Genomic DNA, 25,928 nt, shown 5'->3' on the forward strand with positions numbered 1-25,928 from the left:
GCTAGGTGCTAGGTCTTGCGCAGCGGGGCCGGACCCCACAGGCCGCTGCGCATGGTCGTGCCCAGTTGCAGCCGGGCGGGCTGCGCGTTGGGGTAGTACGGCGTCAACCGTTGCAGCGAACCCCAGTCGCGCGACCAGTCGTCTTTCAGATAGGTGGCCATCGTGGTCGCCTTCACCAGCAACTCGGTGACGCCCAGCGGCCCGCCGCCGTTGTTGTCCATCACCGGTGAGTTGGCCTCGGCGCCGAACCGGTCGGGCAGGATGCGCCATTTCGGGGTCTCGTCGACGCCGTTTTGGTGGCCGAACGGGCGCTGGCAGGGGAACGCGAGGCCCACCAGCCAGTCCAGGAACACCGGGTCGGCGGAGCCCACCACGTCCTGCAGCGTGCGCAGCTGCGGAATCCGCGGCGGGGTCAGCGCGATCCAGTGCTGCGGCGCCAGGTCTTCGTCGTCGGCGACGAGGCGCACCTGGGTGGCGTCGCGCGGGATGGCCGACAGCGGCAGCCTCAGGTTGCGCCAGGCCGGGGAGGCGCCGACGTCGGCGAATTGGAAGGAACCGCCGGGGTGCCCGCCGGCCGCCTGCTCGTCGGTGGCCCACTGCACTTGGACCTCTCGCGGGTCGAAGCGGCCGGCCGCGCTGACTACCAGCAGGGGGCGGGTCCGGTCCCGCGCCGGCAGCCGGTACCAGCCCGACCTCAGCCGGGCGGGCACCTGGATGCCCGATCGCCAGCTGCCCAGCACCGGGGTGCGGGCCGGATCGAGGTTGTAGGGCAGCTGGGCCGCCGAGCCGTTGATCCCCGGCGCCGGGGTCGTGCCGCCCTCGGTGCCGGCCTCGGCGCCGGTGACCAGCCTGTCGTCGTTGACGAAGCTGCGGTCACCCGGGCGTTCCATCACCGGGTCGGCGCGGACGTCGGCGGGAATGCCGTTGGGCGTGAAGGCTTCCGACAGGCCCGCTCCCAACGCGTCGCGCACCGGGACCGACACCGGCGCCAGCATCCCGGGGTTGGGATCCTGCTCCACCATGACGTCCTCGGCCAGCCCGCAGGACTTGCCGGTCAGGGCCTCCAGGTTGGACCGGCCCACCGACCAGGCGGGGTATTGGGCGGTCATCGCCAGTGTCAGCGACGCGACCTCGAACAGCACCAGCGCCCAGGTCGCAAATGCCAACGGTGACTGCACGATTCGGGCCACCCGTGCCCCGTAGCGGGTTTTCGGCGGCCCGCTCTCCGGGGCGACGAAGTGGAACCACGCCGCCACCAGCAGCACCAGCAGGGTCAGCGCCAGCAGCGCGGTGGCAAAGGCGTAATGCCACTTGGGGAACGAATTCGACCACGGCACACCAAAATTGGACACGTACCACCAGCCGTTGACGCTGGCGAACGACATAGCCACCAGGAACAGCACGACCGCGGCGAACACCGTTCGGTTGCGCCGCGACCGCATCGCCACGGAGGTCACCGCGACCGCGGCCAGCGCGCCCAGCGAACCGGCCAGCCCGGCGAAGACGCCGAAGTGATGGGTCCACTTGGTGGGGGTGAACATCATCGCGAGAAACGAGATGATGGTGATCCCGACGATGCGGCGGCTCGGCCCGGCCGCCGTGCCCGGAATTCGGCCCTTGCGCAACGACATTGCCACCGTGATGCCGAGCGCGAGGAGCACCGCCAGCACGGCGAAGCGCCGCGCGACGGACCCGTCGGGGCTGGCCATGAACAGCCGCTCGTAGCGGATGTGCTCGTCGAACCAGCTCAGGCTGGGCCCGAGCGCCCGCTTGAGCGCGGTCGCCTGCATTTCACCGGCCAGGGTCTGGTCGCGGAAGATCAGGATCACCGCGACGGTGACCGCGGCCACCAGGGGCGCCACCAGCGGCAGCGCGCCGAAGCGGGTGGAACGCCGGTGCAGGATCGTGCGCAGCGGCCCGATCGCGACCAGCAGCGCGCCGATCGAGGCGATGCCGGTCGGCCCGGAGAACAGCGTCAACGCGCCGATGATGCACGCGATCGCCACCGGCAGCAGGCGGTTGGTGGCCACCGCGCGTTCCACCGAGCACCAGGTGAGCAGGATGCCCAGGGCGATGATCGGCTCGGGTCGCAGGCCGTTGTCGAGCGGCAGCCACACGGCCAGGAACGTGCCCGCCGCGGTCCACGCCGCGGCCCTGTTCTTCTTGACGGCATTACCCAGGCGGGGCATGACTTCGCGGCTGATCACCCACCAGCACGTCAGGGCCATGGCCAGGGTGGGCAACCGCATCCAGATGCTGGTGGTGCTGACGTGGGCCCACAACGCCAGCAGGTCGTAATACCAGCCGAATGGCGCCTCGGGGGTGCCCAGCCACCGGTAGTAGTTGGCCATGTAGCCGGCGTGCTCGGACACCCGGGCCATGGTCAGGATGTAGCCGTCGTCGGAGGTGTTGGCGCCGACGAAGTGCCACCACACCAGGACGGCGATGACCAGGGCATCCAGGCCGCCGATCGACCACCACCGCGCGGGCAGGAAGCGGCGGTGCCGGGTGCCGTCGGCGGTGTCGAGAATGTGAAGGGCGACCAGGCCAGTGATGGTTAGCGCCACCCCGAGGATCATCGCGGCCATCTTCAGCTGGCTGGGGCTGCTGCTGTAGCGGGTGTCCACGGTCGCCGAAAAGCTCAGGCCCGGCGGGGCCGGCCCGGCCAGATCGGTGAAGACGCCGACGATCTGCGGCCGGAAGTCGTAGCCGCTCTTCTCCCCGCGCAGCGGCGAGCCGGGATGCTCGGCGTTGGGGCCCTGGGTCAGGCCGACGAATTCGGCGACGATGCGGTCGGCGTGCGCGGTGAAGGTCAACCGCTGGCAGGCCGGGCCGAGCACCTGGCTCAACGGGGCGGTGACCACCGGGACGTTGCGGACCACCAGCACCAGGTCGTCGTTGGCGCGCTGGATGAGCAGCCCCCGGTCGACGGCCTTGGGCGCCTGCTTGGGCACCGTCGAGAGCAGCACCGTCTTGCCGGCGTTGCCCGGGCCCGCCAGCCCGGCGGCGGCCTGACAGGGCACGGTGACGTTCAAGTCGGTGGCGACGTAGCCGATGAGCGGCGCCTCAACGCTCCCGAACGTGCCGTTTTGCGGCCAGTTCAGCTGGGCGGTGGTCTGATCGACCGGCAGCAGGGGGGTGGCGATCGCCAGCAGCGCCCCCAGGAGACCGGCGACGGTGGCAACCACCCGTGCGATCCGGTGGTTTCCTCCCGCGTCGTCCACGGGGGTAGATGGTAGTTCTTCGACCAAGTCAGCCGAGGTTTCGGTGGCCATCAGCCGCCCGTCACCGCTGGGCCGCCGGCTTGCGGATGGCCAGCACGAACGGGCCGACGCTGTCGACGACGAAGCGCGGGTCGGCGAACAGGGCCGCCGGCAGGTCGACCGTGTAGCGGCGGACGTTGGGCTGGTTGGGGTACACGTCCTGGGCCAGCCGCAGCGTGTAGTTACCGTTGGCGCCGCGGCGCATGAGGAACACCGTCGGCGGCGGCCACGGCGAGGCGTCCAGCGCGCGGATGAACTCGTCGGCGGTCTTGAGCTTGGACCACTTCTCGATCTGCGCGGCCCGCAGGTCGAACTGCGCCAGCGGGTTGGCGTAGTGCGACGTCAGGCCCTGGAATCCCCAGTAGGGGTAATAGGACAGGAAGCTGTAGTCGGCGGTCATCACCACGATCTCGTCCCGCGGCTTGCCGGTGGTCTTGCGGATGGCGGCGTCGATGTCGGAGTAGAACTTCTCCGAACTCGGCGGCCGGCGGTCGCCGCGCTGGCCGTAGCCGTCGGTGTCGGTGTAGGCGATGGTCAGGTCCGGCCGCAGCACGTCGGGGATGTCCTGGCTGAACGCGATCGCGGCGGCCAGGCCGATCGCCGCGGCCACCGGCGGGACCGCGCGGCTGCCACCCCAGTTTTTGCGCGCCAACGCCTGCAGGCCCTCGAGGAAGCCGAACGCGCCCGCGGCGACCAGCAGCACGCTCAGCGTCGGCTGCAGCCGGAACGACAGCAGCGTCACGCGCGCCAGCGTGGCCAGCATCGACAGCAGTGACCACAGGTAGATGGACAGCACCCCGATGGCAAGGGCGCCCGCGCGCACGGACGACCCCGCGCGCACCACGAGCCACAGCGTGCCCAGCAGGCAGATCGCTCCCAGCAGCGAGAACTGCAGCATCGGGAAGGTCAGCACGGCGCCGTCGGCCGGCAGGTAGTGCTGGGCGCTGCCGCTGTTGCTGACCGGGTTGCCGGCCACGCGCAGCAGGAACGGCAGCCAGGTGACGGCCGCGACAGCCACCGCGATGACGCCGGCGACCGCCAGCCGGCGCAGCGGGTCCAGCGCGGCCCTGGCGCCGCGTCGCCGCCACCGGGCGGCGGCCACCAGCAGCGCCATCAGCACCACGGTGAACGCGCTGAACGCGCACAGCAGCGTGTACCAGGTGGCCGTCCAGCCGAGGAACAGCCCGGCGCCGATCACCGCCGCCCAGCCGGCCCTCGGCCGCGGCGCGGCGCCCGCGCGCAGCCCCGACCACGCCAGCACCAGCACCGGTGGCAGCAGCACGGTGATCATCGCGGAGTAGGGCTCCGGCGAGCCGTAGGCCAGCGTCACCGCGGCGGTCGCGGCCGTGACGACCAGCGCGTACTCGAAGCGGATCAGCCGCCACCACAGCACGAGCGCGGCGGCGACCGCGATGGTGATCGAGGTGATCGCCCACGGCTTGTAGATCTCCCAGGCCGGCGCCCCCGTCAACGCCGCGGCGCGGCCGCCGATCCAGAACCAGCCCGGCGGGTAGAACGGCGGCAGCCCGAGGTAGGTCATGTCCTGCAGCGCCGGGCTGTCGGCGAGGCGGGTGAGGTATTCGGTGCGGAACTGCTGGTCGACGGAGATCCCGAACAGGTACAGCCGGGTCGCCCCCAACGGCATGCCCAGCGTCACGACGGTGAAGGCGGAGACGAACGCGAGCCCGCCCACCTGGGCCGGCACCCGATAGCCGCGCCGCCACAACCAGCCGACGGCGACCAGCCCGGCCAGGCAGCCGACCTGCCCGACGGTGGTCAGCGCGTGCAGCTGGTTGGAGGACGGGAAGGCCGGCCACTGCACGCGCGAGATCGCGATCAGCGACACCACGGCGACGACGACGGCGACGAGGACCGCCAAAGCCATCTGGCCCAGGGTGGCCAGCGCGTTACGCATACTCAGATTGGCAGCTTGCGGAAGATGCTCCGCGGGATGTGTCGCAACACCATCATCACGTAACGGAATGCTGCTGGCGCCCAAACCAATTCCTTACCTTTTGCGGCCGCGGTCACCGCGAGGTTGGCAACGTACTCCTTGTCGACAGTCAGCGGGGCTTCCTTGATGTGCGCGCTCATCCGGGTCCGCACCTGGCCGGGCCGGATCACCAGGACGCGGACCCCGTGGTCGCGCAACGCCTCCGACAAGCCCAGGTAGAAACCGTCCAGGCCGGCCTTGGTGGAGCCGTAGACGAAGTTGGACCGTCGCACCCGTTCGCCGGCCACCGTGCTCATCGCGATGATCTGACCAAACCCCTGCGCGCGCATCTTCTCGCCGAGCAACACGCCCACCGAAACCGCTGCGGTGTAGTTGATTTCGGCGATCCGCACGGCCTTGCGCTGGTCTTGCCACAGCTCCTCGGCGTCCCCGAGCAAACCGAACGCCACGATCGCCACGTCGACGTCGCCGTTTCCAAAGGCCTGCTCGATCATCTTCGGATGGCTGTCGGTGTCGGTGGCTTCGAAGTCGATCAATTCCACCGATCGGGCGCCCGCGGCCCTCATCTGGGCCACCGCGCCGTCGCGGCCCGGGTCGTCGGGCATGGCCGCCAGGATGATCCGGGCGCGGGCATTTTGCAGGTACCGCTCGCAGATGGCCAACCCGATCTCGGAGGTGCCCCCGAGCAGCAGGATGGTCTGAGGGTTTCCCACGGCATCTAAAACCATTGGCGCACCATCTACAACAGCTCCAAACGTCGGGCCATGTCGGAGGCGAACACCCGCGACGGGTCGACCTTGCGGCGCACCGCGATCCACTCGTCGATCCGCGGATACATGGCGTGAAAGGTGTCGGGGGTGGTGCGAGAATCCTTGGCGGTATAGACCCGCCCCCCGAATTCGAGCACCCGGCGGTCGAGTTCGTTGAGAAACTCGTTGAGCCCGGGCTTGATCGGGAAGTCGACACAGACGTTCCAGCCCGGGATCGGAAAGCTCAGCGGCGCACGGTTGCCCGGGCCGAAAAGTTTGAACACATTGAGAAACGAGTAGTGCCCCGATTTCTGGATGTCGCGGATGATGCCCTTGAATTCGTCGACGGCGGTGGTGGGCACCACGAACTGGTACTGGCCGAAACCGGCGGACCCAAACGCGCGGTTCCACTCACCGAACATGTCCAGCGGGTGGTAGAACTGCGTCAGATTCTGGATCTTGCCGCGGTAAGTGCCGGATTTGCGGTACCACAATTCCCCGATGGGCACGAACGTGTACTTGTTGGCCAACCCGTTGGGGAAGATATCGGGGAAGGTAAGTAGTTGTGGCGCATCGAATTTCAACGGACTGCGGCGCAGCTTGGCCGGTAGCTCGTCGACCGTGGCCAGCCGGCCGCGCGAGATCGCCGCGCGCCCCAGCTTGGGCGGGGCGCTGATCGCGTCGAACCAGGCGCTGGAATACGTGTAGTTGGCTTCACTGCCGTCGCTGTGCAAGGCGATGGTTTCGTCCAGGCCGGCGGTGACGTCGCCGTCGGCGATGAAGTACGCGGTCTCCGTCGGCGTCATCTCGACGGTCGCGCGCAGGATGATGCCCGTCAGGCCGTTGCCCCCGACGGTGGCCCAGAACAGTTCGCAATCGTCACCGGTCGGAGTGAGGTGACGGATCTCGCCGTCGGCGGTCAGCAGTTCCATGCCGCGCACGTGGTTACCGAAGCTGCCGGCGCTGTGATGGTTCTTGCCGTGGATGTCGCACGCGATCGCGCCGCCGATGGTGACCTGGCGAGTCCCCGGCAGCACCGGCACCCACAGCCCGAACGGCAGCGCCGCCTTCATCAGCTGGTCGAGGTTGACCCCGGCGTCGACGTCGACCAATCGGGTGTCGGCGCTGATCGAGTGGATGCGGTCGAGCGCCGTCATGTCGATGACCAGGCCGCCGCCGTTCTGGGCGTTGTCGCCGTAGGAGCGGCCCAGCCCGCGGGCGATCACGCCGCGGTCACCGGCGTTCGCGACCGCCTCCGCGATCTCGTCGGGATCTCGGCTCGAAAGCACCGTCGCCACCGACGGTGCGGTGCGCCCCCAGCCTGTGAGCCGTTTGGTGGTCAACATCGTCAAAGAGGGTACCGCTTGCCCAGGTCGGTCAGCGGATGCGGAAGATCACGGCTCGCTGCACAACGAAGTTGATCACCGTCGCGGTGCCCTGCGCGATCACGAACGCGACCGGTATCGCCCACCCGCGGTAGTGCAGAAGCGCGAGGCACAGGTGGTTGAGGCCGACCTGCACCGCGAACGTGATGCCGTAGAGCACCATGACCGCGATGAACCGCGCGGTGCTCGGCGCCGCCTGAAACGTCCAGCGACGGTTGATCAGGTAGGCGGTGATGGTGCCGGCGACGAAACTGGTCGCTTTGGACAGGTCGACCTGCAGCCCCACCACCTGGTAGAGCACCAAGTAGAGACCGAAGTCGACGATTCCGGCCAGCCCGCCGGTGACGACGAAGCGCCAGACCTGCGTCGTCAGACTCAGCTGGGGGCGCGGCGGCGCGGCATGCGGCATCGACGAGTTATTTGGGCAGCTTGACCGAGATCAGCTCGACCTGGTTCTCACCCTGCGGCGTGGAGTAGGTGACCGTTTCGCCGGCTTTGCGCCCGGCCAGGGCCTGGCCCAACGGGCTGCGCGCGGTCAACGTCTCGGCCTCGTGGCCGACGGGGGTCTCCTCGACGATGGAGATCACGTGCATCGTGACGACCTCGCCGTCGGGGAACCGCAGCGTCACCTCGGTGCCGCCGGGCAGCGTTTCCCCGTCGTCCGACGGCGACGGCCCGCTGCGCAGGCGCCGGTCCAGCTCGTTGATGCGATCGCCGAGGACGACGAGTTCGTCCGCGCGTTGGATCGCCTCGGCGGCGTCTCCGTGGTCACCGACCATGCCGCGGTCGTTTTTCACCTCGAGTTCGAGGCGGTCGCGCCGCTGCTTGAGCCGGTCCAGCTCCGCGGCGAGGTTCTCCTTCGCCGCGTCCGCCGCCGATCGGGCTTTTTTTCTCACGTCGTCGACCTGATTTCCTGTCTGCCGTCGCTGCTGACCTGTAGCGCTACAGTGTTGCACCAACCGTCAAGCAGCCGCCACCCTACGCGGCGTGCGGGTCGTTGTTCCACACGTGCATACCCACAAGGGCGGCGGATCTACTCCCGGGGCGTCGCCGGCTGGCCCGCGGCCAGCTGATACAAACCGACTAAGGACCCGGATCGCCCTCGATGATCATGGGGGCCACTTGCCGGTTTGCTCCGCCGTTACTCACCCAGGCCTGGGAGTGCGGGCCCATCATGCCGAACATGAAGTGGTGGCAAGCGCCCATGTCCCAGTCCGGCGTCCCGCCGCTGGGCTGCGGCAAAGGCATTCCGGGACACCAGATGTAGCTGCACGCGTGATAGTTGCACATCGATTTCGGGTAGGTGAAGGCGTGCGCCGTCCCCGCCGCAAGCCCGAGGGCGGCGAGCGCGGTGCCGCCCGCCAGCAGGGCGCCGGCGAGTGCCCGCTTGATGCGGTGAGCCGTGTTCATGTCCCGATTCCCTCCTTCTCCGGGGCCGGACGATTCGACGCTAAAGGCGACGCCCCTCTACCGATCCCAAGCCAGGTTGCCGGGCCACCTTCGCCGCGATAGCGATATTCAACGCCTGAGCTTGCCGCACGGCAGCAAAATTCCGGCACCGGCGGCCGGCGAAGCCGTTTGCCGCGTCAGTGGCCCACCGCTCGGCCGCCCGCGGCTACACCCAGTAGGGCACCCGGCCGCGGTACTGGCGCATGGCGAAGGCGGCCAGCACCCAGCCGACGGCCGTCAGCACCAGGACCACGACCCAGTGCCGTAGCTCCTGGTGCGCGCCCAGCAGCGGCGCGCGGACGATGTCGAGGTAGTGCAGCAGCGGGTTGAGCTCGACGATCTTCGACCAGCGCCCGGCGCCCTGCTGGCGCAGCGTGTCGTCGTTCCAGATGATCGGCGTCATGAAGAACAACAGCTGCACGACCGAGAACAGCAGCGGGCCGATGTCGCGGTAGCGGGTGGCCAGGATGCCGAAACACAATGACACCCATACGCAGTTGAGCACGATCAGCCCCAGCGCGGGGATCACCGACAGGTCCGCCCACGACCACGGCTTGGGGTAGATGATCGCGATGACGCCGTAGATGAGGATGTTGTGTGCGAACAAGATCATCTGCCGCCACACCAGCCGGTAGACGTGCACGCTCAGCGGCGTCGGCAGCTGCTTGATCAGGCCCTCGTTGGCGACGAAGACGTCGGCGCCCTCCAGGATGGCCGCGTTGATGAGGTTCCAGATGATCAGGCCGAGCGTCACGTACGGCAGATGCACGGCCAGCTCGAGATGAAACAGCTTCGAATACAGGCCGCCCATCGCGACGGCGGTGGTGCCGGTGGCGATGGTGATCCAGAACGGCCCCAGCACCGAGCGCCGGTAGCGCTGCTTGATGTCCTGCCAGCCCAGGTGCAGCCACAGCTCGTGGCGGCGGAAACCGTCGGCCAGGTCGCCCCGGGCCCGGGTGAAGGTCCGCGATTGCGCCGCCGCGTCGATGAATGTCATGTCGACCCTCCCGGCTTCCCGAACCGCTCCCGACGCCCCAAGCGGCGCAACCGGATCCACTCCAGCAGGCCGGCCGGGTCGCGGCGGGTCACCAAAAAGAACCAGCCGAACCGCACCCACTCCTGGAACAGGAGCTTGCGCAGGCCCGGCTGCGCCAGCACGTAGCCGCGGTTGCGGTAGGTGAAGAACCGCTTGGTGGGCTCGTCGGGGTACTGGGTGTGCATCCGCCCGCCCAGGATCGGCTTGAACTCGTCGGATCCGCACGGGTGCAGGTAGATCGTGTCCAGGCAGGTTCCGAACGGCAGGCCCGACCGAACCAGGCGGCGGTGCATCTCCACCTCGTCGCCGCGGATGAACAGCCGCAGGTCCGGGACGCCGATCGACTCCAGCGTCGACGCGCGAAACAGCGCGCCGTTGAACAACGACGCGATCCCGCGCAGCAGGTCCTGGCCCGCCTCGGTGCGCAGTTCGCTGGCGCGCCTGCGCCATACCAGCCCGCGCCGCAACGGAAACGCCAGCCGCGCCGGGTCGTCGGCGTTGCACACCATCGGCGAGACCTCGGCAAGACCGTATTTCCGCGCGCAGGCCAGCAGCGTCGCGAGCACCCGGGAGTCCTGGGGCCGCCCGTCGTCGTCGGCGAGCCACACCCAATCGGCTCCCTGGGCCAGCGCGTGCAAGATGCCGAGCGCGAAGCCCCCCGCACCGCCGAGGTTTCGTTGCGAGCCCAGGTAGGTCGTTGGGATCGGTTGCCCGGCAACGAGATCCCGAACGCGGCCACTCTGCGCGGAACCGTCGGAAACACCGTTGTCGACCACGATCAAATGATCGGGCAGCCGCGTCTGCGTGCTCAGCACATCCAGCGACTTGGCCAGCTCGTCGGGGCGCCGGTGGGTGACCACGACGACGAAGACGGTCTCACTCATGGCTGTCCGGCGGTCTCGGCCAGCACCTCGCGCACGTGCCTGGCCGCGTCGTCACCCTCGTACGCGCGCACCACGTCCTCGATGCCGCCGGTCATGCGGATCACGCCGTGGTCGATCCACATCGCGGTCTTGCACAGCCGGGCCAAAAATTCGTTGGAATGGCTGGCGAACACCAGGATTCCGGAGCGTTCCACCAGGCTCTGCAGCCGCGACTGGGCCTTCTTGAGGAAGTCGGCGTCCACGGCGCCGATGCCCTCGTCCAGCAGCAGGATCTCGGGGTCGATGCTGGTGACCACGCCCATCGCCAGCCGCACCCGCATGCCGGTGGAGTAGGTGCGCAGCGGCATCGACAGGTAGTCGCCCAGCTCGGTGAACTCGGCGATCTCGTCGACCTTGGACAGCATCTGCTTGCGGGTCTGCCCGAGGAACAGGCCGCGGATGATGATGTTCTCGTAGCCGGAGATCTCCGGGTCCATGCCGATCCCCAGATCGAAGACCGGCGCGACGCGGCCGGTGACCTTCGCCCAGCCGCGGGTGGGTTCGTAGATGCCCGAAAGGAGGCGCAGCAGAGTCGATTTCCCCGCCCCGTTGTGACCCACCAGGCCGACCCGGTCGCCCAGCTCCAGCGTCATGGTGATGTCGCGCAGCGCCTCGATGACGACGACGTTCGAGTCATTGCGGCCGATCGTGCCGCCCGCCTTGCCCAGGAAAGCCTTCTTCAGGGACCGCGATTTGGCGTCGAAGATGGGAAACTCCACCCACGCGTCGCGCGTCTCGATCCGAGGAGCTGGACCCGGCACCGTCATCTGCTTACAGGTATTGCCCGGTGCCCGAGTGCGGGCCGTGGCCCCGGCTGATTCCCGGTGGCAGGGCGCCCTGGCGCATCTGCTCGAGCTGCGCGCGGGCGGCCATCTGCTGAGCGAACAGCGCCGTCTGGATGCCGTGGAACAGCCCCTCGAGCCAGCCCACCAGTTGCGCCTGGGCGATCCGCAGTTCGGCGTCCGACGGCGCGGCGCCCTCGGTGAACGGCAGGGTGAGGCGATCCAACTCCTCGCGCAGCTCGGGCGCCAAGCCGTCCTCGAGCTCGCGGATGCTGGTGGCGTGGATCTCGCGCAGCCGGTTGCGGCTGGCGTCGTCCAGCGGCGCCGCGCGGACCTCCTCGAGCAGCTGCTTGATCATCGTTCCGATCCGCATCACCTTGGCGGGCTGCTCGACCAGGTCGGTCAGGGAGCGCGCGTCGGAGTCCTCGTTGTCGTCGTCCGCGTTGCGCAGTGCCATGATCCGCGGGTCGACGCCGCCGATGACCTCGATGCCGTCGGCGTCCGAGTCGTCGTGGCCGCTAGTCATTCCATTCACCATCCTTTTCAAAAAGACTTTAAGGGCGCGTCGCCGCGGCGTCTCCGCGCCACTCGTAGATTCGAGCTCCACCGTTGTCATAGATCATCGTCCACGACGTCGATGTATCCAGAGACACTAGCCCGTCGGGCACGGCGAACCCTCTCACCGTCGGCGTGCTAGTGAGGATGTACCGGATATCGAGAGCTTTAATCGCCTCGACCACCTTCGGATCCGATTCGCCTTTGCGCGCGGACGTCCAGAAGACGTAGCGGTAGTAGCCGGGGCCGGTCTGTTGTGGGAAGTCGTAGTGGGTCCACAGCGGGTGCAGGTCGGCCACGGCGTACATCCAGGCCGTGCCGTCGACGTTGGAGTTTCCGATCAGGGTGTCGCGGGCGCCCGGCAGGGAGGCCAGGTAGGCCATCGCCATCAGGTCGCGCTGGTCGATCATGACCGAGTCGTACTTGTCGCCGAACAGGACCAGGTGCCGGTACAGGTAGTGGCGCCCGGTGAGCGCCGTGACCAGCACCAGCACCACCGCGGTGGCGGCGGTCCAGGCCGGCGCCGGCAACCGGGTGAACCGGTCGGCGAGCCGCCGGGCCAGGGCGACCGCGGCCACCACGATCGCGAACAACGCCAGGCCCGCCGCCGGCGTCACCAGCATCGTCACCACCGCGGTGAGCCGGCGGGGATCGTTGTAGAAGAACTGGCTGAAGACCTCGATGGTGCGGCCGACCGGATTGCGAAACGGCGCCCCCGAGTAGATGGTCGCCACGGTCAGCACCAGCCAGGCGGCGGGAGGCCACCAGATCCGCTTGTACAGCAACATCGCCATGCCGATTGCCGCGAGGGCCACCAGGAAGTACTGGGTCGGAAAGTCGTTGAGGTGGCGGGTGTGCAGAAGCAGGGCGTCGATGACGCCCTGCTTGGCGCTTTTGAAGCTCGGGAACGCGTGCCCAGCGATGATGTCGGCCTGCCTGAGCACGCCGAGGAACTGCGGCGCCAGCACCGCGCCCGTGGGCACGGCGACGGCGGCCAGGGTCAGCAGGTCGCCCAGGCGGCCGCGCACCGGATGCCACAGGGCGTCCAGGACCCACCAGGCCAACAGGAACAGGATGACGATGAAGCCCCCGGTCAGGTGCACCGACATGACGCCCACCAGCGCCAGCACGGCCGCCGGGACGCGGTCGCGGTGGCGCAGCGTCGACGCGATCAGCACGAACGTCGGGATCGCGACCCCGTAGGCGGCCAAGTTGGGCATCGCCGCGACGCCGAATTCGACGTAGGGCACCGAGGTGAACGACGCCGACAGCGCCGCGGCGGTGGCTGACACGCCCGCCGCCCGCCATTGCGAGCTGATCGGGCGCAGCAGGAACCAGCTGAGCGTGGCGGCGCCGGACGGGAACAGCCAGACCGACGCGGCCAGCGCATTGATCGTGTAGCCGGTGGTCGGCGCCGCCCCGGCCACCTGGCAGTAGACGGCGGTCAGCGCATGGAACACCGACGGGTAGTACAGCGGCTGATGCGTCTCGACGTTGCGCAGCTCGCCCATGTGGGTGGACGACGCCTGCCCGGTGTCCAGGATGTAGCGCACCTCGTTGGCGTGCCAGACCGCGTCCCAGGTGCTGGGCACGGACTCCCAATGCGTCAGGCCGCGATAGCCCGCCCACATGATCAGGGCGGCGCCCAGCAGCACACCGGCGGCCACCACCGCCGCGGGCCAGCGGCCGATCCCGCGGGCCTCCTTCTCTTCCGGGGCCTCGCGGTAGCGGGCGGGCACCAACTGCAAACCGATCGCCACCACGCACACCGCCAGCAGCGCGGCCAGCGCACTCCAACCGTTCCAAGGGATTCCGAGTGCGCCGAAGGGAATGATCGCCATCGCCACCACGCCGTACGTCAGCGCCGGGGCAACCGCGATGGCCACCGGCCAAGTTAGCTGGGTGATGCGGGCAACGATCAAACCGGGCGCGATCAGCAAGAACAGTGCGAGCAGCGTTCCGAACCAGAGCCCCACTCGACTAGTATGGCTGCCCGGGTGACCCGGCTCGCCAAGCCTCGTTCCGGCTGGAATGCCTACGGGGCACCCGCTACCGTCACAATTTCGCGGAATTGCGGAAGCTTTAAGGTGGCTGGCATGGCTTACGACGTCGCCCGGGTGCGCGGACTACATCCGTCACTGGGTGACGGGTGGGTGCACTTCGACGCCTCGGCCGGCATGCTCATCCCCGATTCCGTCGCGACCACCGTCTCGACTGCATTCCGCCGGTCCAGCGCCACCACGCTGGGGGCGCACCCGTCGGCGCGGCGCAGCGCCGCCATCCTCGACGCGGCTCGCGAGGCGGTGGCCGACCTGTTCAACGCCGACCCGGCGGGTGTCGTGCTGGGCGCCGATCGGGCCATCCTGCTGTCATCGCTGGCCGAGGCGTCGTCCTCGCGCGCCGGTCTCGGCTACGAGGTGGTCGTCAGCCGGCTCGACGACGAGGCCAACATCGCCCCATGGCTGCGGGCGGCGCACCGCTACGGCGCCAAGGTGAAGTGGGCGGAGATCGACATCGAGACCGGCGAGCTGCCGACGTGGCAGTGGGAGAGCCTGATCGGGAAGTCGACCCGGCTGGTCGCCGTCGCCTCGGCGTCGGGCACGCTCGGCACCGTCACCGATCTGCGGGCGACGACCAAGCTGGTGCACGACGTCGGTGGCCTGGTGGTGGTCGACCATTCCGCCGCGGCGCCGTACCGCTTGCTCGACGTCAAGGAGACCGACGCCGACATCGTCGCCGTGAACGCCCTCGCGTGGGGCGGCCCGCCGATCGGGGCGATGGTGTTTCGCGATCCGGCTTTGATCAACACCTTCGGCGCCGTCTCGAACGACCCGCAGGCCGCCGGGCCCGCGCGCCTGGAGGTCGGTGCGCACCAGTACGGCTTGCTGGCCGGGTTGGTCGCCAGCATCGAATACCTCGCGGCGCTCGACGAGTCCGCGCGCGGCAGCCGGCGCGAACGCCTGTCGGTCTCAACGCAATCGGCCACGTCGTACCTGAACCGGGTGTTCGACTACCTGATGGCGGCGTTGCGATCGCTGCCGCTGGTGATGGTGATCGGCCGCCCCGAAGCGCGGATCCCGGTGGTCAGCCTGGCGCTGCAGGACGTGCCCGCCGAACGCGTGGTGCAGCGCTTGGCGGACAACGGAATCCTGGCCGTTTCGAACGTGAGCTCCCGCGCGCTCGACGTGCTGGGCGTCAACGACGTGGGCGGCGCCGTCACCGTGGGGCTGGCGCATTACTCGACGACGGCCGAGGTCGACCAGCTGGTGCGCGCGCTGGCGTCGCTGGGCTGATTCCCGCCCTAGACCGTCAGCACGATCTTTCCGGTCACCTTGCCCGACGTCAGCTGCTGGTGCGCTGCGCCGGCGCGCTCGATGGGCAGGCGCGCGCCGATGATCGGCCGGACGCGGCCCTCGGCGATCATCGGCCACACCGAGGCCGTCACCGCCTGAACGATCTCGGTCTTGCCGTTCGGGCCGCCGACCGGGCGGGCCCGCAGCGTGGTGCCGATGATGCGCGCCCGCTTCGCCAGCAGCTTGCCGATGTTGAGCTCGGCCTTCACCCCGCCCTGCATGCCGATGATGACCAGCTGCCCGTCGGTGGCCAGGGCGTCGAGATTGCGGTCCAGGTAGGCCGCGCCCATGATGTCGAAGATCACGTCGGCCCCAGCGGCGCCTCCGGCGCTGCCGTCGCGCAGCCGCGCCACGAAGTCCTCGTCGCGGTAGTTGATGGTGATCTCGGCGCCCAGCTCGCGGCAGAACTGCAGCTTTTCCGCTGAGCCCGCGGTGACCGCCACGCGGGCGCCCAACGCCCGCGCGACCTGGATCGCGTGGGTGCCTACGCCACTCGCCCCGCCGTGCATCAGCAGCAGCTGCCCCTTGCCCAGGTGCGCGGTCATCACCAGGTTCGACCACACCGTGCACGCGACCTCCGGCAGGCCGGCCGCGTCGACGAGGTCGACGCCCTCGGGTACCGGCATCACCTGGCCGGCGGGAACGGCGACCCGCTCCGCGTAGCCGCCACCGGCCAGCAGCGCGCAAACTTCTTGTCCCACAGACCATTCGGTGACGTCCGCGCCGACCTCAGCGACGGTGCCCGACACCTCCATGCCGATGATCTCGCTGGCCCCCGGCGGTGGCGGGTATTTGCCGGCGGCCTGCAGCACGTCGGCGCGGTTGACGCCCGCCGCGGCCACCCGGATCAGCACCTCGCCCGGACCGGCGGTGACGTCGGGAACTTCCCGCCAGGACAGTTGGTCGGGGGATTCGGCGACGATCGCGCGCATGTCTGCCACGCTACTAAGCGCCGTTACCCTTATGAGCGGTGGCGTGGCAGAGCGGCCTAATGCACTCGCCTTGAAAGCGAGAGACGGCTAACACCGTCCGGGGGTTCAAATCCCTCCGCCACCGCAGTTGTTCGGGGCCGTATCCACGCTGGTAGTCGGTAGCATTCCGGACCGGGGCGAAAGAGGCGTGCCGGTGGACGAGGTGACGTTCGGGCGTTACCGGCTGCTGTCGCTGATCGGCGAGGGCGGCATGGGCAAGGTCTACAAGGCCCACGACACCGTGATGGACCGCGGCGTGGCGATCAAGGTGTTGCCGCCGGAGATCGCGGCCCAACCGGGCTACGCGGAGCGGTTCCGCCGCGAGGCCTACGCCGCCGGCCGGTTGAGCGAACCGCATATCATCCCGGTCCACGAGGCCGGCGAGATCGACGGCCGGCTGTATCTCGTGATGCCGGTCATCGAGGGCATCGACCTGGACAGCCTGCTGCGCCGGGACGGGCCGATGAACCCCCCGCGGGCGGTCAACGTCGTCGAGCAGCTGGCCGCGGCGCTGGACGCGGCGCACGCGGTGGGGCTGGTGCACCGCGACGTCAAACCGTCCAACGCGCTGGTGACCGGGCGCGACTTTGTCTACCTGATCGATTTCGGGATCGCCCAGGACGCCGCGGCGAGCAGGCTGACCAGCACCGGCAAGATCGTCGGCACCATGGCCTACATGGCGCCGGAGCGGTTCACCGCCGGGATCGCCGACGCCCGATCGGATGTGTACGCGTTGGCGTGCGTGTTGCACGAATGCCTCACCGGGCGCCGGCCCTTCCCCGGCGACAGCATGGAGTAGCAGATGCGGGCGCACACGTCGATGGACCCGCCGCGGCCCAGCCGCCAGCGCGCCGGCGTGCCGATCGGGCTGGATCATGTGGTCGCCCGCGGCATGGCCAAAAACCCCGACCAGCGCTACCAAACCTGCGACGAGCTGGCCGCCGCCGCCCGCCGCGCCCTGGCCACCGAGCGCTCGGGCCCGCACGCCGCGGCGGCGCCGACCCTGCCGCACGATCCGCCGCCGGTGCCTTCGGGGCACTACCCGGCCTACCCGACTCACGCGGAAACGCAGCAGGACTCGGCCAGCTGGCCGCCGATCTGGGCGCCGCCCCCCGCCCAGCGCCCACGCCGCACGCTGCTGTGGGCCTCGACCGCCGTCGTGCTCATCGCTTTCGCGGCCGCCATCGGAGTCGCCGGCTATCTGATGCGACCGCACAGGTCGGCATCGCCACCCCCGGCGTCGCGGCCGGCGACCGCGATCGCCCAGACGCAGCTGCCGAGCCTGCTGCTCAGCCAGGAACAGCTCGGCACCGCGCTGGGCGTCACCGACATGACGGCCAAGGAAACAGTGACGTCCATGCTCGACGCGAGCGGCTTCGTGTCCGACCAATCCTGCGTGGGCGTGTACGGCCCGGTGCAGGCCGCCGCGTACGAGGGCAGCGGGTGGAAGTCGCTGCGCGCGCAGTCGGTCGGATCCGTCAGCCAGACGGTCGCCGTCATCCAGGCGGTGGTGGCGTTTTCCGCCGCGGACGACGCGCGCGCGTTCTTCACCGCCGCCACCCAAAGTTGGCGGGGCTGCGGCAATCGGCAGTTCACCGTCACGATGAGCGGCAGCTCGTTGGTCGAGACCGTGTCGCCGGTCTCCACCGCGAACGGCACCCTGAGCGCCACCCTGACGGGCTCGAAGGGGACCGAGACCATGACGTGTCAGCGGGCGTTGACCGTCGTCGACAACGTCGCCGTCGATGTGCAGACGTGCGGCGGTCCGACCGCCGCCGCGGTCACCATCGCGCAGCAGATCGCCGCCAGGGTGACCACGGCGCCGCAGTGAGGTTCGATCAGCCCGGGCCGGTTGCGTGCAGGCTCGGCGCGTAACGCAGCACCGCGCCCACGCCGTCGGCCGGCGCGATCCGCTCGTCGGCGTGCAGCAGCGACGCCCCGACCGAAACCGCCAACAGCGGCAGCGCCTCGTCGGCCCGCAGCGTCTTGGCCGGCGCGGCGCCCTGCTCGGACAGCACGTCCTCGTTCGGGGCGACGGTCGTCAGGCCCTCGTCGGCGACGACGGTGGCGTCGCCGAGATCGCCGACGATCAGCGTGTCGACCGCGCCCTGGCGCAGCGCCGAGCAAACCGCCCCGAGGCCCTCGGCGGCCAGCCCGGACTGCCGGCCGATCTCGGCGGTAAAGCGTTGTGCCACAGCGTCGATCGTGCGCAACTGACGCTTGACGAACTCGTCCTCGATGGCCTGCTCGATCTCGCCGAAGTCGTGGCCGCTGTGCCGCGCGCCGACCTCGAGCGCGACCGTGCGCTCCCGCAGCCGATCCGGCAGCTCCGAGAGCAGGTCGGAGCGCGAGCGCACCTCGCCGACCACGAAGATGACGTCGATGCCCTTGTCGCCCTTGCCCTCCGCGAGCTCGGCGACGCGGTCGGCGACGGCGCGCACGTTCTTGCGGGCGGCCTCGTCGGTGCGCGGCTGCGGGTCGCCGTATCCGGCCGTCTCGGCCCCGGCGGCCTTGTGCACGGGGTAGCCGCCGCCGTCGACGGTCTCCGAACGCAGCGTCCCCCCGATGTGGGTGGTGATGTCGGCGCCGCTGTGGTCGGCGACGACAAGCAGGTAGTCCGGATGATCGAAGCTGTGCTCGAGAATCGGGACGACATAGGGTAATTCGGACACCCGGACCACCGTGGTCGCGGTGGGCCGCGCCAGATGCTCGTTGATCACCACACCCTCGGCGCCGGCCACCACCGCACGGCCGCTCTTGCCGATCGGCGGGCGCAGGTTCAGCACCGCATCCTCGATGCTGTCCACGACGGGCGGGGCAACACCCCGGCCCTCGAGCTCTTCGCGCATCGCCCGCCACTCCAACTCGAGCTTGGCCTCGGCGTCGTGGGTGTCGTGGGAGTCGTCGAAGTAGACCGACGCGAACGGCGCCGGCGCGTCCAGCAGCCTACGGAAGCGGTCAGAGTCCATGCGTAGTTGGGTGCCCGTCCAGCCGGGAGACAAACCCTAGTAGCTTCGGTCGCCTTCGCTGTGATCGAAGAAGTGCCATTCGCCGTCCTGCTCGACTTCCATGCGCCAGCCAAGTTCGTTGCCCTCGACGGCGTCGTCGGCGAACCACGCGTGCGCCTTGTCGGCGCTGTCGATGTTCTTTGTCGCGACGACGTCGCCCTTGGGGTTGAGCACTCGGTAGGTAGCCATGCCCGCAGGGTTCCCACCGCCGGGCGGACTCAACCGATCGGAATTTGGGCGGCGATGGTGTCCATCAGGGCGGTGTAGCGGCCGATTTCGGGATCGCGGCCCGGCTTGCCGCTGCTGATCACGCCGGCGGCCAGTGCGCGCGCCGGGTCGGCCCAGATCGCGATGTTGGCCAGGCCGAGGTTGCCGAACGCGGTCGGGGCGTTGCGCCCGAACGGCCCGAACCGCTTCGTGCCCAGCATGTAGCCGGTGCCCCACCGCGCCGGCTGCAGGCCCACCGCGAAGTCGGGCCGCAACCGCCGGCATTCCTGCACGGCGCCGTACATCCGTTCGGGGCTGATGATCCGCACACCGTCGAGTTCCCCACCGCGCCGCCAGATTTCGGCGAATCGGGACAGCTCGTCGGCAGTCGAGATGGTGTTGGACGACGGGACGACGGTGGACAAGAACGCGGGCGTGTTGGTGTAGGGGATGATCTCGTGCACGGTTCCGCCGATCGCCCTGCGGAAGATGGCGGCGATCACCGGAGGCAGCGGCCGCCCGGTGGCGTGACTGGGGGCGACCAGCGGGATGTCCCGCTTGGCGACGCCGAAGTTGGTCCACCGGAAGCCCAGCGGGTCGAGGATCTCGGCGGCCAGGATCTCGCGAATGTCCTTGCCCGCGGCGGCGTACACGATTTCGCGCATCAACGGACCCCATGTCAGCGCGTGATAGATGTGCACCAGCCCCGGCCGGTACAGCGGTCGCAACTTGCCGAGCTGCTCCTGCGCGTACTCGTGGTCGTCCGCGCGCTTCAAGTCCGGGCGCGGGCCGGTGGGGAACGGAACGCCCGCGCTGTGGGTCAGGACGTGCCGGATCGTGGTGCGGTGCTTGCCGTGGCTGGTGTAGCTGGGGATGTAGTCGCACACCCGGTCGTCGAGGGAGAAGACGCCGCGCTCGACGAGCATGTGCACGACGGTCGCGGTGATGCCCTTGGCCGCCGAGTACACGCAGAACGGCGTGTCCGTCGTGACGGGGATCTTTTGGGCGTCGGGCTCGTCGGTGGGGGCGTTGCCCCAGCCGTGCCCGATCGCGCGGTTGAGCACGACGCGACCGCGGTGCCGCAGGCACAACTGGATCGCGGGGTGGAAGCCGGCCTGATACCAGTGCCGCGCGGCCTGCCAGATCCGCTCCACGGCCGCGCGGCCGACCTGGGAGTGGTCCTCGTCGCCGATCGTCGTCACGGCGTCCAGGTCGGCCGGGACGCGGATTCTGCCGTCGGGGGTCACCTCGCCGAGGCTACGTGAATCACTCGCCGGTGAACTGCGGCGGACGCTTGGCGAACGTCGCCGAGATGCCCTCGGTCAGGTCCTTGGACGGCAGGAAGGCCGCGTTCCAGGCGGCGACGTAGCGCAGGCTCGCCGACACCGCCGCGATGCGTTGCTGGTCCAGGACGTCCTTGACGCCCTGGACCGTCAGCGGCGGGTTGGCGGCGATCTCGGCGGCGGTGGCGTGCGCCGCGGCCAGCGTCGCCTCGGCGTCGTCGTAGACGGCGTTGACGAGGCCGATCTTCTCGGCGCGCGCCGCGTCGATGTCCTTGCCCGTCAGCGCCAGCTCGCGCAGGTGCCCGTCGGACAGGATCAGCGGCAGGCGGGCGAGGCTGCCGACGTCGGCGACGATGGCCAGCTTGACCTCCCGCACGGAGAACTTCGCTTCGGCGCTGGCGTAACGGATGTCCACCGCGGAGATCAGGTCGACGCCGCCGCCGATGCACCAGCCGTGCACCGACGCGATGGTGGGGGTGCGGCAATCGGCGACGGCGCTGATCGCCTTCTGCATGCGCGTCACCTCGGCGTGGAACTCGGCGCGCGGGCGGGCCGACGCGCCGTCGGCCATGACCGCGGTCAGCGATCCGCCCATGGCCGGCAGGTCCAGGCCGTAGCTGAAGTTTTTGCCCGATCCGGTGAGCACGATGGCCCGCACGTCGCGGTCGGCGTCGAGCTTCGCGAACACCTCCGGCATCTCCGACCAGAACGCGGGCCCCATCGCGTTGCCCTTGCCCGGCCCGATCAGCGTCACCTGCGCGACCTGGTCTTTGGTCTCGACGGTGACAGATTCGTATGTTTCGCCCATAGCGAGACCGTAGCGTGGGAAATATGGCTCATGATCTGCGACCCGGACCTCATTCGGTACCGACCGACGAGCTGCGCAGCGCCGAGGACACGCTGGGTGTGCTGCAGCGAGTCCTGCACACCATCGCCGACGACGACCTGACGCGCCAGACGCCGGCGCCGAGTTCGACGTGCGACGGCTGACCACGCACCTGCTCAACTCGGTCTCCGCGCTCGGCGGCATGGTGGGCGCGGAAGTTCCCCAGCCCGACGAGAGCGACTCGGTGGAGCGGCAGATCGTCGCCGCGGCCCGCCCGGCCCTGGACGCGTGGCACCGCCACGGCCTGGACGGCACCGTGCCGTTCGGCAAGCGCGAGATGCCCGCGAGGTCGGCGTGCTCCATCCTGTCGCTCGAATTCCTGGTCCACGCTTGGGATTACGCCACCGCGGTGGGACACGAGGTCGACGCCCCCGAACCGCTGTGCGAATACGTGCTGGACCTGGCGCGCCGGGTCATCAGGCCGGAGCTGCGCGGCGTCGCCGGTTTCGACGAGCCGGTCGACGTGGCGCCGGACGCCGGCGCCCTCGAGCAGCTGGTCGCGTTCACCGGCCGCGACCCGTCCGGGTAGTTCGGTCTTCCCGGATCGAGTGTCAAACCAGGGCGTCGGGTGTGAAGCCTGGGCGTTGAGTGTGGCGCGGGTTCCGTGATTACTCGGTGGCGATACGAGTGCTTCGGTGCGGAGCATTCCGCGGTGTGCCATGAGCGAGGTCGTGGAACGCGGTCCTCAGCAGTGCGGTGATTCGGTCCGGCGCAGCGTCGCGCAGGCCGTCGAGTCGCAGCAGGTGACGTCCGATGACCGCGCCGATGGTGAGCGCGCCGATGAGACCGGCGCGAAGATCGGCGTCGTCGGCGGCCATATGGCGCGCAGCCTGTCGCTGTCGAGCGACCATGGCGGACCGGACCTGGCCGGTGGCGTCGGGGTGGGTGAACATGGACCGGATCGCGGCCAGTGCATCGGTCGGTTCCTCGGTGAGCTTGTCCTCGAGCGCGGCCAGCAACTGTTCTGCGGCCTGCTCGGGTGTGCCCGTCACCTGGCGCTCCTGCTCAAATCCGGAGATTTGCGCAAACAGGTTGTCTTTGGACCCGAAATAGCGCATGACAAGACCTGGATCGGTGCCGGCCTCGGTGGCGATGGCCCTGATGGTCGCCCGGTCGTAGCCGAGCTCAGCGAAGAGCGTCCGGGCCGCCGCCAGGATCCGGGATTGAGTGCGCTGGCGCTGCTCAGCGCGGCTGGCGCGAGGGGTACTCATGCATCCAGTCTACGTTCGTTGACTGACGGCGATCGGAATGCTAGCTTCGGTCTACGCCTGTTGACTGAATGGAAGTGATTTGTTGTGTGGCACACGATCCTTTTGTCCGCTCTTGCCGGCCTTATGGGCGCAAATGCCGCCCCGCACTTTGTCAAAGGCATGGTCGGTGAACAGTTTCCGAATGTGTGGGGTAACGACTCGTTGCGCAATGCCGTGGCGGGCACTCTCGGGCTCGCGCTTGCGGTCACGATCGGCTACTGGGCCGATCTGCCGGCCCATGCAGTTCTCGGCATCGCGAGCATCTTCGCTGGGGGGCTGCTGATGGCTGTATTCCACGGTCTCGGGGGTGCCTATCGCCTCAACTCCGTGCTTGGTCGACCGAATCCGCCCCGTATCACAGACAGCGATGCGCGATAGCAATTCCGTTGCCGTAGTAGTCAACCGCGCCCGGCGTGACGTCTGCGTGGGCTCACACGCGCTCAAGGTAGAAGTAGTAGTACCGGCCGCCGTCCAGGACGCCCTTGCCGTTCATGATGCCCATCACCGCGTCGTCGTCGATCTTCTTGAAGTGGTCGTGCACGGGCTGGCCGTCGTAGACCATCGTCGCGGTGATCTCGCCGCGGAATTCCTCTAGCCACAGGCTGGCCTCACCCTTGCCCAATTCCTTGTTGGAGAACTTGTTCCCGTCGGCGTCCAGGCAGATCAACGGCTGCACGTCGGTGGCCGACTTGAAGGTCTTGCCGAACCAGCCCGCCTTCGCCAGCTGGCCGTTCATCTTGTGGCCGGTGACGAACTCGCCGCCCTTCCACTCGCCCACCATGGCGTCGATGGTCGCGGGCTGCAGGGTCGCCCAGTACTCGTCGAGCTCGGCGTCGGCGATCTCGTCGCCGCGCTCCCTGAACTCCGTGAACTTCTTGCGCGCCAGGGTCATTGGTCAAACCTCCTGTTCTGTCCGAGTGATCCAGTCGCCAGCGAATCGCAGCAGCGCGTCGTTTTCGTCCGGCGCCCCGATGGTCACCCGCACGCCGTCGGGCGCGAACGGGCGGACCACCACCCCCGCCTCGGCGGCCCGCGCCACGAAGTCCTGGGTGCGGGGGCCCAACGGCAGCCAGACGAAGTTGGCCTGCGACGGTGGCAGGCGATATCCGGCGTCGCGCAGCGCGGCGCTGACCCGGTTGCGCTCCGCGACGACGGCGTCGGTGCGGGCCAGCAGCTCGTCGGCGGCCTCCAGCGAGGCGATCGCCGCGGCCTGCGAGAGGCTGCTCACCGAGAACGGCACGTAGACCTGATCCAGCGCGGTGATCAGGTCGGGGTGGCCGACGGCGTAGCCGACACGCAGCCCCGCCATCCCGTAGGCCTTCGAAAAGGTTCGCAGCACAACGACATTGCCGCGGGCTCGGGCCAGCGCCAGGCTGTCGGGCAGCATGCCGTCGCGGATGTACTCGACGTAGGCCTCATCGATGGCGATGAGGATGTGCGCCGGCACCGCCTCGACGAAGCGCGCCAGCGCGTCGGGATCGACGACCGTCGACGTCGGATTGTTGGGGTTGCAGACGAAGATCAGTCGGGTGCGGTCGGTGATAGCGGCGAGCATGGCGTAGAGGTCGAAGGTGTGGTCGCGCAACGGCACCTTGACGGCGACCGCGCCGGCGACCTGGACCTGCGGCGGGTACAGCTCGAAGCTGTGCCACCCCATCACCACCTCGTCGCCGACCGAGGCGGTGATCTGAACGAGCTGCTGGCACAGGCTGACCGAACCGCAACCGACGGCAACATGTTCGGGAGCGAAATCCGAGCCGAGGTGTTTGGCCAGCGCCGCCTTGAGCTGCACGCAGGCGCTGTCGGGGTAGCGGTTGATCCGGTCGGTGGCCCGCTCGATGGCCGCCCGGACGCTGGGCAGCGGGCCGAGCACCGTCTCGTTGCTCGCCAGTTTGATGGAGCCGGGGACCGTTTTGCCGGGTACATAGACGGGCAGCCCGACCAGCTCGGGTCGCAGGCGGGCGGTCACTTCGACAGCATATGTCGGCGCTGTGTACGCTATGCCTCCGGCGGTTCCGGGACAGCCGAAAGGGTTCGGGTACCCTCAAGGCGTCCGATGGAGGCGTGCCAGAGCGGCCGAATGGGGCTCACTGCTAATGAGTTGTCGCCCTACAAGGCGACCGGAGGTTCAAATCCTCTCGCCTCCGCTGGGTCCTCTCGGGGCTAGACAACTGAAGACAGGCGCCCGTAGCTCAACGGATAGAGCATCTGACTACGGATCAGAAGGTTGGGGGTTCGAATCCCTTCGGGCGCGCATTTTGCGCCCGGCGCCTCAGTGACCTACGGGTTGATCGTGTTGTCGCCGACTTGGCGGCCCCAGACGTACTCGAGCGCGTACGGCGAGCCGGTGTCGATGTGGTTGTAGGGCGCGAGGCTGTTGCCGGTGTCCATCACCAGCTCGGGCGCCGGCCACAGGTGCCGGGTGATCGTCTGCCAGCATCCCGGCGCCCCGCCCGGCCCGCCGTGCGCGTTGATCCGCGGCAGATTCTCGGGATAGATGTAGGGGTTGGGCGCACCGCCGATCAGTCCCGCGAGCGCCCCGACCTGGGTGCCGATCGCGACCACCGCCGACACCGGGTTCAGCAGGAGCCCCGCCCCCGACATCACCTCGATGTCCATGTTCAGGGAGTAGCCGTTGGCGGCCCCCTCGGCCGCGCCGGTGGCCGGTTCGATGTCGTGATTGTTGCGAATCAGGCAGTAGATCTCGGGGCTGTAGGTGTCCAGCAGCTGGGCCGTGGGCACCAGGTCCTTGGCGCCGCGCGCCAGATACGGCCCGCCGCGCTCGAAGATGTCCGCACCGGTGTTGCCGAACCCCGCCGCCGACAACAACGCCTGATCCAACTCCTTTTGATGCGCATTGATGGTGCGCGAGGT

Annotated in this window: 25 protein-coding genes, 3 tRNA genes and 1 pseudogene; 8 read left to right on the plus strand and 21 right to left on the minus strand. The window is 69.0% G+C overall.

Going from position 1 to position 25,928, the window contains the following annotated elements; genetic code table 11:
• Positions 1-8: 8 nt before the first annotated feature.
• The 12 genes from BST11_RS13590 to BST11_RS13645 all read right to left on the minus strand — a co-directional run bounded on the left by BST11_RS13590 (position 9) and on the right by BST11_RS13645 (position 14,072).
• Positions 9-3,275 (minus strand): arabinosyltransferase domain-containing protein, encoded by a 3,267-nt coding sequence (locus BST11_RS13590; protein ID WP_083138479.1) that lies wholly within the window; start codon positions 3,273-3,275, stop codon positions 9-11.
• A 10-nt stretch (positions 3,276-3,285) separates the two neighbouring features.
• A complete protein-coding gene (locus BST11_RS13595) occupies positions 3,286-5,178 on the minus strand; it encodes a galactan 5-O-arabinofuranosyltransferase (protein ID WP_083138480.1) in 1,893 nt (630 codons plus the stop codon).
• Positions 5,179-5,180: 2 nt separating this feature from the next.
• Positions 5,181-5,945, minus strand: coding sequence for a decaprenylphospho-beta-D-erythro-pentofuranosid-2-ulose 2-reductase (dprE2, locus tag BST11_RS13600; protein WP_083138481.1), 765 nt, complete (start codon positions 5,943-5,945; stop codon positions 5,181-5,183).
• 11 nt (positions 5,946-5,956) lie between these two features.
• Positions 5,957-7,312, minus strand: a complete 1,356-nt coding sequence (gene dprE1, locus BST11_RS13605; RefSeq protein ID WP_083138482.1) for a decaprenylphosphoryl-beta-D-ribose oxidase — start codon at positions 7,310-7,312, stop codon at positions 5,957-5,959.
• Between the two features lie 31 nt (positions 7,313-7,343).
• The gene (locus BST11_RS13610) at positions 7,344-7,760 is read right to left on the minus strand and encodes a GtrA family protein (protein ID WP_067316723.1); all 417 of its coding nucleotides are present in this window, start codon (positions 7,758-7,760) and stop codon (positions 7,344-7,346) included.
• A gap of 7 nt (positions 7,761-7,767) precedes the next feature.
• A complete protein-coding gene (locus tag BST11_RS13615) occupies positions 7,768-8,247 on the minus strand; it encodes a GreA/GreB family elongation factor (RefSeq protein WP_083138483.1) in 480 nt (159 codons plus the stop codon).
• A 187-nt stretch (positions 8,248-8,434) separates the two neighbouring features.
• A complete protein-coding gene (locus BST11_RS13620) occupies positions 8,435-8,761 on the minus strand; it encodes a hypothetical protein (protein WP_083138484.1) in 327 nt (108 codons plus the stop codon).
• Positions 8,762-8,966: 205 nt separating this feature from the next.
• The gene (wzm, locus tag BST11_RS13625) at positions 8,967-9,797 is read right to left on the minus strand and encodes a galactan export ABC transporter permease subunit Wzm/RfbD (protein ID WP_083138485.1); all 831 of its coding nucleotides are present in this window, start codon (positions 9,795-9,797) and stop codon (positions 8,967-8,969) included.
• Positions 9,794-10,720, minus strand: coding sequence for a galactofuranosyltransferase GlfT1 (glfT1, locus tag BST11_RS13630; protein ID WP_083138486.1), 927 nt, complete (start codon positions 10,718-10,720; stop codon positions 9,794-9,796). Before glfT1 ends, wzm begins: the two co-directional genes overlap by 4 nt.
• A complete protein-coding gene (gene wzt, locus BST11_RS13635) occupies positions 10,717-11,520 on the minus strand; it encodes a galactan export ABC transporter ATP-binding subunit Wzt/RfbE (RefSeq protein ID WP_244897640.1) in 804 nt (267 codons plus the stop codon). The genes glfT1 and wzt overlap by 4 nt, the downstream gene beginning before the upstream one ends.
• A gap of 10 nt (positions 11,521-11,530) precedes the next feature.
• Positions 11,531-12,067, minus strand: coding sequence for a bacterial proteasome activator family protein (locus tag BST11_RS13640; protein WP_067317459.1), 537 nt, complete (start codon positions 12,065-12,067; stop codon positions 11,531-11,533).
• 28 nt (positions 12,068-12,095) lie between these two features.
• Positions 12,096-14,072, minus strand: coding sequence for a DUF6541 family protein (locus BST11_RS13645; protein ID WP_083138488.1), 1,977 nt, complete (start codon positions 14,070-14,072; stop codon positions 12,096-12,098).
• Positions 14,073-14,192: 120 nt separating this feature from the next.
• On the opposite strand from BST11_RS13645, the gene BST11_RS13650 reads away from it, so the two are divergent.
• On the plus strand, positions 14,193-15,389 hold the full coding sequence (locus BST11_RS13650; protein ID WP_083138489.1) for a cysteine desulfurase-like protein: 1,197 nt from the start codon (positions 14,193-14,195) through the stop codon (positions 15,387-15,389).
• An 8-nt stretch (positions 15,390-15,397) separates the two neighbouring features.
• Here BST11_RS13650 and BST11_RS13655 read toward each other — a convergent pair whose 3' ends face one another.
• Entirely contained in the window at positions 15,398-16,381 is a 984-nt protein-coding gene (locus BST11_RS13655; protein WP_083138490.1) for an NAD(P)H-quinone oxidoreductase, read from the minus strand.
• Positions 16,382-16,418: 37 nt separating this feature from the next.
• Between BST11_RS13655 and BST11_RS13660 the strand changes: the two genes are divergently transcribed.
• The 3 genes from BST11_RS13660 (at position 16,419) to BST11_RS28550 (ending at position 18,251) form a co-directional block, all read left to right on the plus strand.
• Positions 16,419-16,505: transfer RNA gene (locus BST11_RS13660), tRNA-Ser, on the plus strand.
• Between the two features lie 69 nt (positions 16,506-16,574).
• The gene (locus BST11_RS13665) at positions 16,575-17,219 is read left to right on the plus strand and encodes a serine/threonine-protein kinase (protein WP_244897641.1); all 645 of its coding nucleotides are present in this window, start codon (positions 16,575-16,577) and stop codon (positions 17,217-17,219) included.
• Positions 17,220-17,222: 3 nt separating this feature from the next.
• Positions 17,223-18,251 (plus strand): sensor domain-containing protein, encoded by a 1,029-nt coding sequence (locus BST11_RS28550; RefSeq protein ID WP_244897642.1) that lies wholly within the window; start codon positions 17,223-17,225, stop codon positions 18,249-18,251.
• Positions 18,252-18,258: 7 nt separating this feature from the next.
• On the opposite strand, the gene BST11_RS13670 is transcribed toward BST11_RS28550, so the two are convergent.
• From BST11_RS13670 to BST11_RS13685, 4 genes are read right to left on the minus strand one after another with little or no spacing between them, the layout of a single operon-like run.
• Complete coding sequence (locus tag BST11_RS13670) at positions 18,259-19,389, minus strand: Rv2629 family ribosome hibernation factor (protein WP_083138491.1); 1,131 nt, start codon at positions 19,387-19,389, stop codon at positions 18,259-18,261.
• 36 nt (positions 19,390-19,425) lie between these two features.
• Positions 19,426-19,617 carry a hypothetical protein gene (locus tag BST11_RS13675; RefSeq protein WP_067315711.1) on the minus strand — a complete coding sequence of 64 codons (192 nt, stop codon included), beginning with the start codon at positions 19,615-19,617 and terminating at the stop codon, positions 19,426-19,428.
• A gap of 29 nt (positions 19,618-19,646) precedes the next feature.
• Positions 19,647-20,882: a lipase LipE gene (gene lipE, locus BST11_RS13680; RefSeq protein ID WP_083138492.1), complete on the minus strand. Its 1,236-nt coding sequence runs from the start codon at positions 20,880-20,882 to the stop codon at positions 19,647-19,649.
• Between the two features lie 19 nt (positions 20,883-20,901).
• Positions 20,902-21,726: a crotonase/enoyl-CoA hydratase family protein gene (locus BST11_RS13685; protein ID WP_083138493.1), complete on the minus strand. Its 825-nt coding sequence runs from the start codon at positions 21,724-21,726 to the stop codon at positions 20,902-20,904.
• Between the two features lie 23 nt (positions 21,727-21,749).
• On the opposite strand from BST11_RS13685, the pseudogene BST11_RS13690 reads away from it, so the two are divergent.
• Positions 21,750-22,333, plus strand: a pseudogene (locus BST11_RS13690) (TIGR03086 family metal-binding protein).
• A gap of 79 nt (positions 22,334-22,412) precedes the next feature.
• On the opposite strand, the gene BST11_RS13695 reads toward BST11_RS13690, so the two are convergent.
• Positions 22,413-23,015 carry a TetR/AcrR family transcriptional regulator gene (locus BST11_RS13695; RefSeq protein WP_083138494.1) on the minus strand — a complete coding sequence of 201 codons (603 nt, stop codon included), beginning with the start codon at positions 23,013-23,015 and terminating at the stop codon, positions 22,413-22,415.
• Positions 23,016-23,099: 84 nt separating this feature from the next.
• Between BST11_RS13695 and BST11_RS13700 the strand changes: the two genes are divergently transcribed.
• Complete coding sequence (locus tag BST11_RS13700) at positions 23,100-23,432, plus strand: hypothetical protein (protein WP_142276339.1); 333 nt, start codon at positions 23,100-23,102, stop codon at positions 23,430-23,432.
• 52 nt (positions 23,433-23,484) lie between these two features.
• On the opposite strand, the gene BST11_RS13705 is transcribed toward BST11_RS13700, so the two are convergent.
• Together BST11_RS13705 and BST11_RS13710 are read right to left on the minus strand one after the other, a co-directional pair.
• The gene (locus BST11_RS13705; RefSeq protein WP_083138495.1) at positions 23,485-23,946 is read right to left on the minus strand and encodes a DUF4334 domain-containing protein; all 462 of its coding nucleotides are present in this window, start codon (positions 23,944-23,946) and stop codon (positions 23,485-23,487) included.
• 3 nt (positions 23,947-23,949) lie between these two features.
• Positions 23,950-25,023: a pyridoxal phosphate-dependent aminotransferase gene (locus BST11_RS13710; RefSeq protein WP_083138496.1), complete on the minus strand. Its 1,074-nt coding sequence runs from the start codon at positions 25,021-25,023 to the stop codon at positions 23,950-23,952.
• Between the two features lie 89 nt (positions 25,024-25,112).
• Between BST11_RS13710 and BST11_RS13715 the strand changes: the two genes are divergently transcribed.
• Both BST11_RS13715 and BST11_RS13720 read left to right on the plus strand, forming a co-directional pair.
• Positions 25,113-25,201, plus strand: a tRNA-Ser gene (locus BST11_RS13715).
• 34 nt (positions 25,202-25,235) lie between these two features.
• Positions 25,236-25,308: transfer RNA gene (locus BST11_RS13720), tRNA-Arg, on the plus strand.
• 26 nt (positions 25,309-25,334) lie between these two features.
• Here the strand turns inward: BST11_RS13720 and BST11_RS13725 are convergent.
• On the minus strand, positions 25,335-25,928 hold a 594-nt coding region (locus BST11_RS13725), incomplete at its 5' end, for an MCE family protein (protein WP_211284711.1).

Source organism: Mycobacterium alsense (assembly GCF_002086635.1).
Lineage (GTDB): Bacteria > Actinomycetota > Actinomycetes > Mycobacteriales > Mycobacteriaceae > Mycobacterium > Mycobacterium alsense.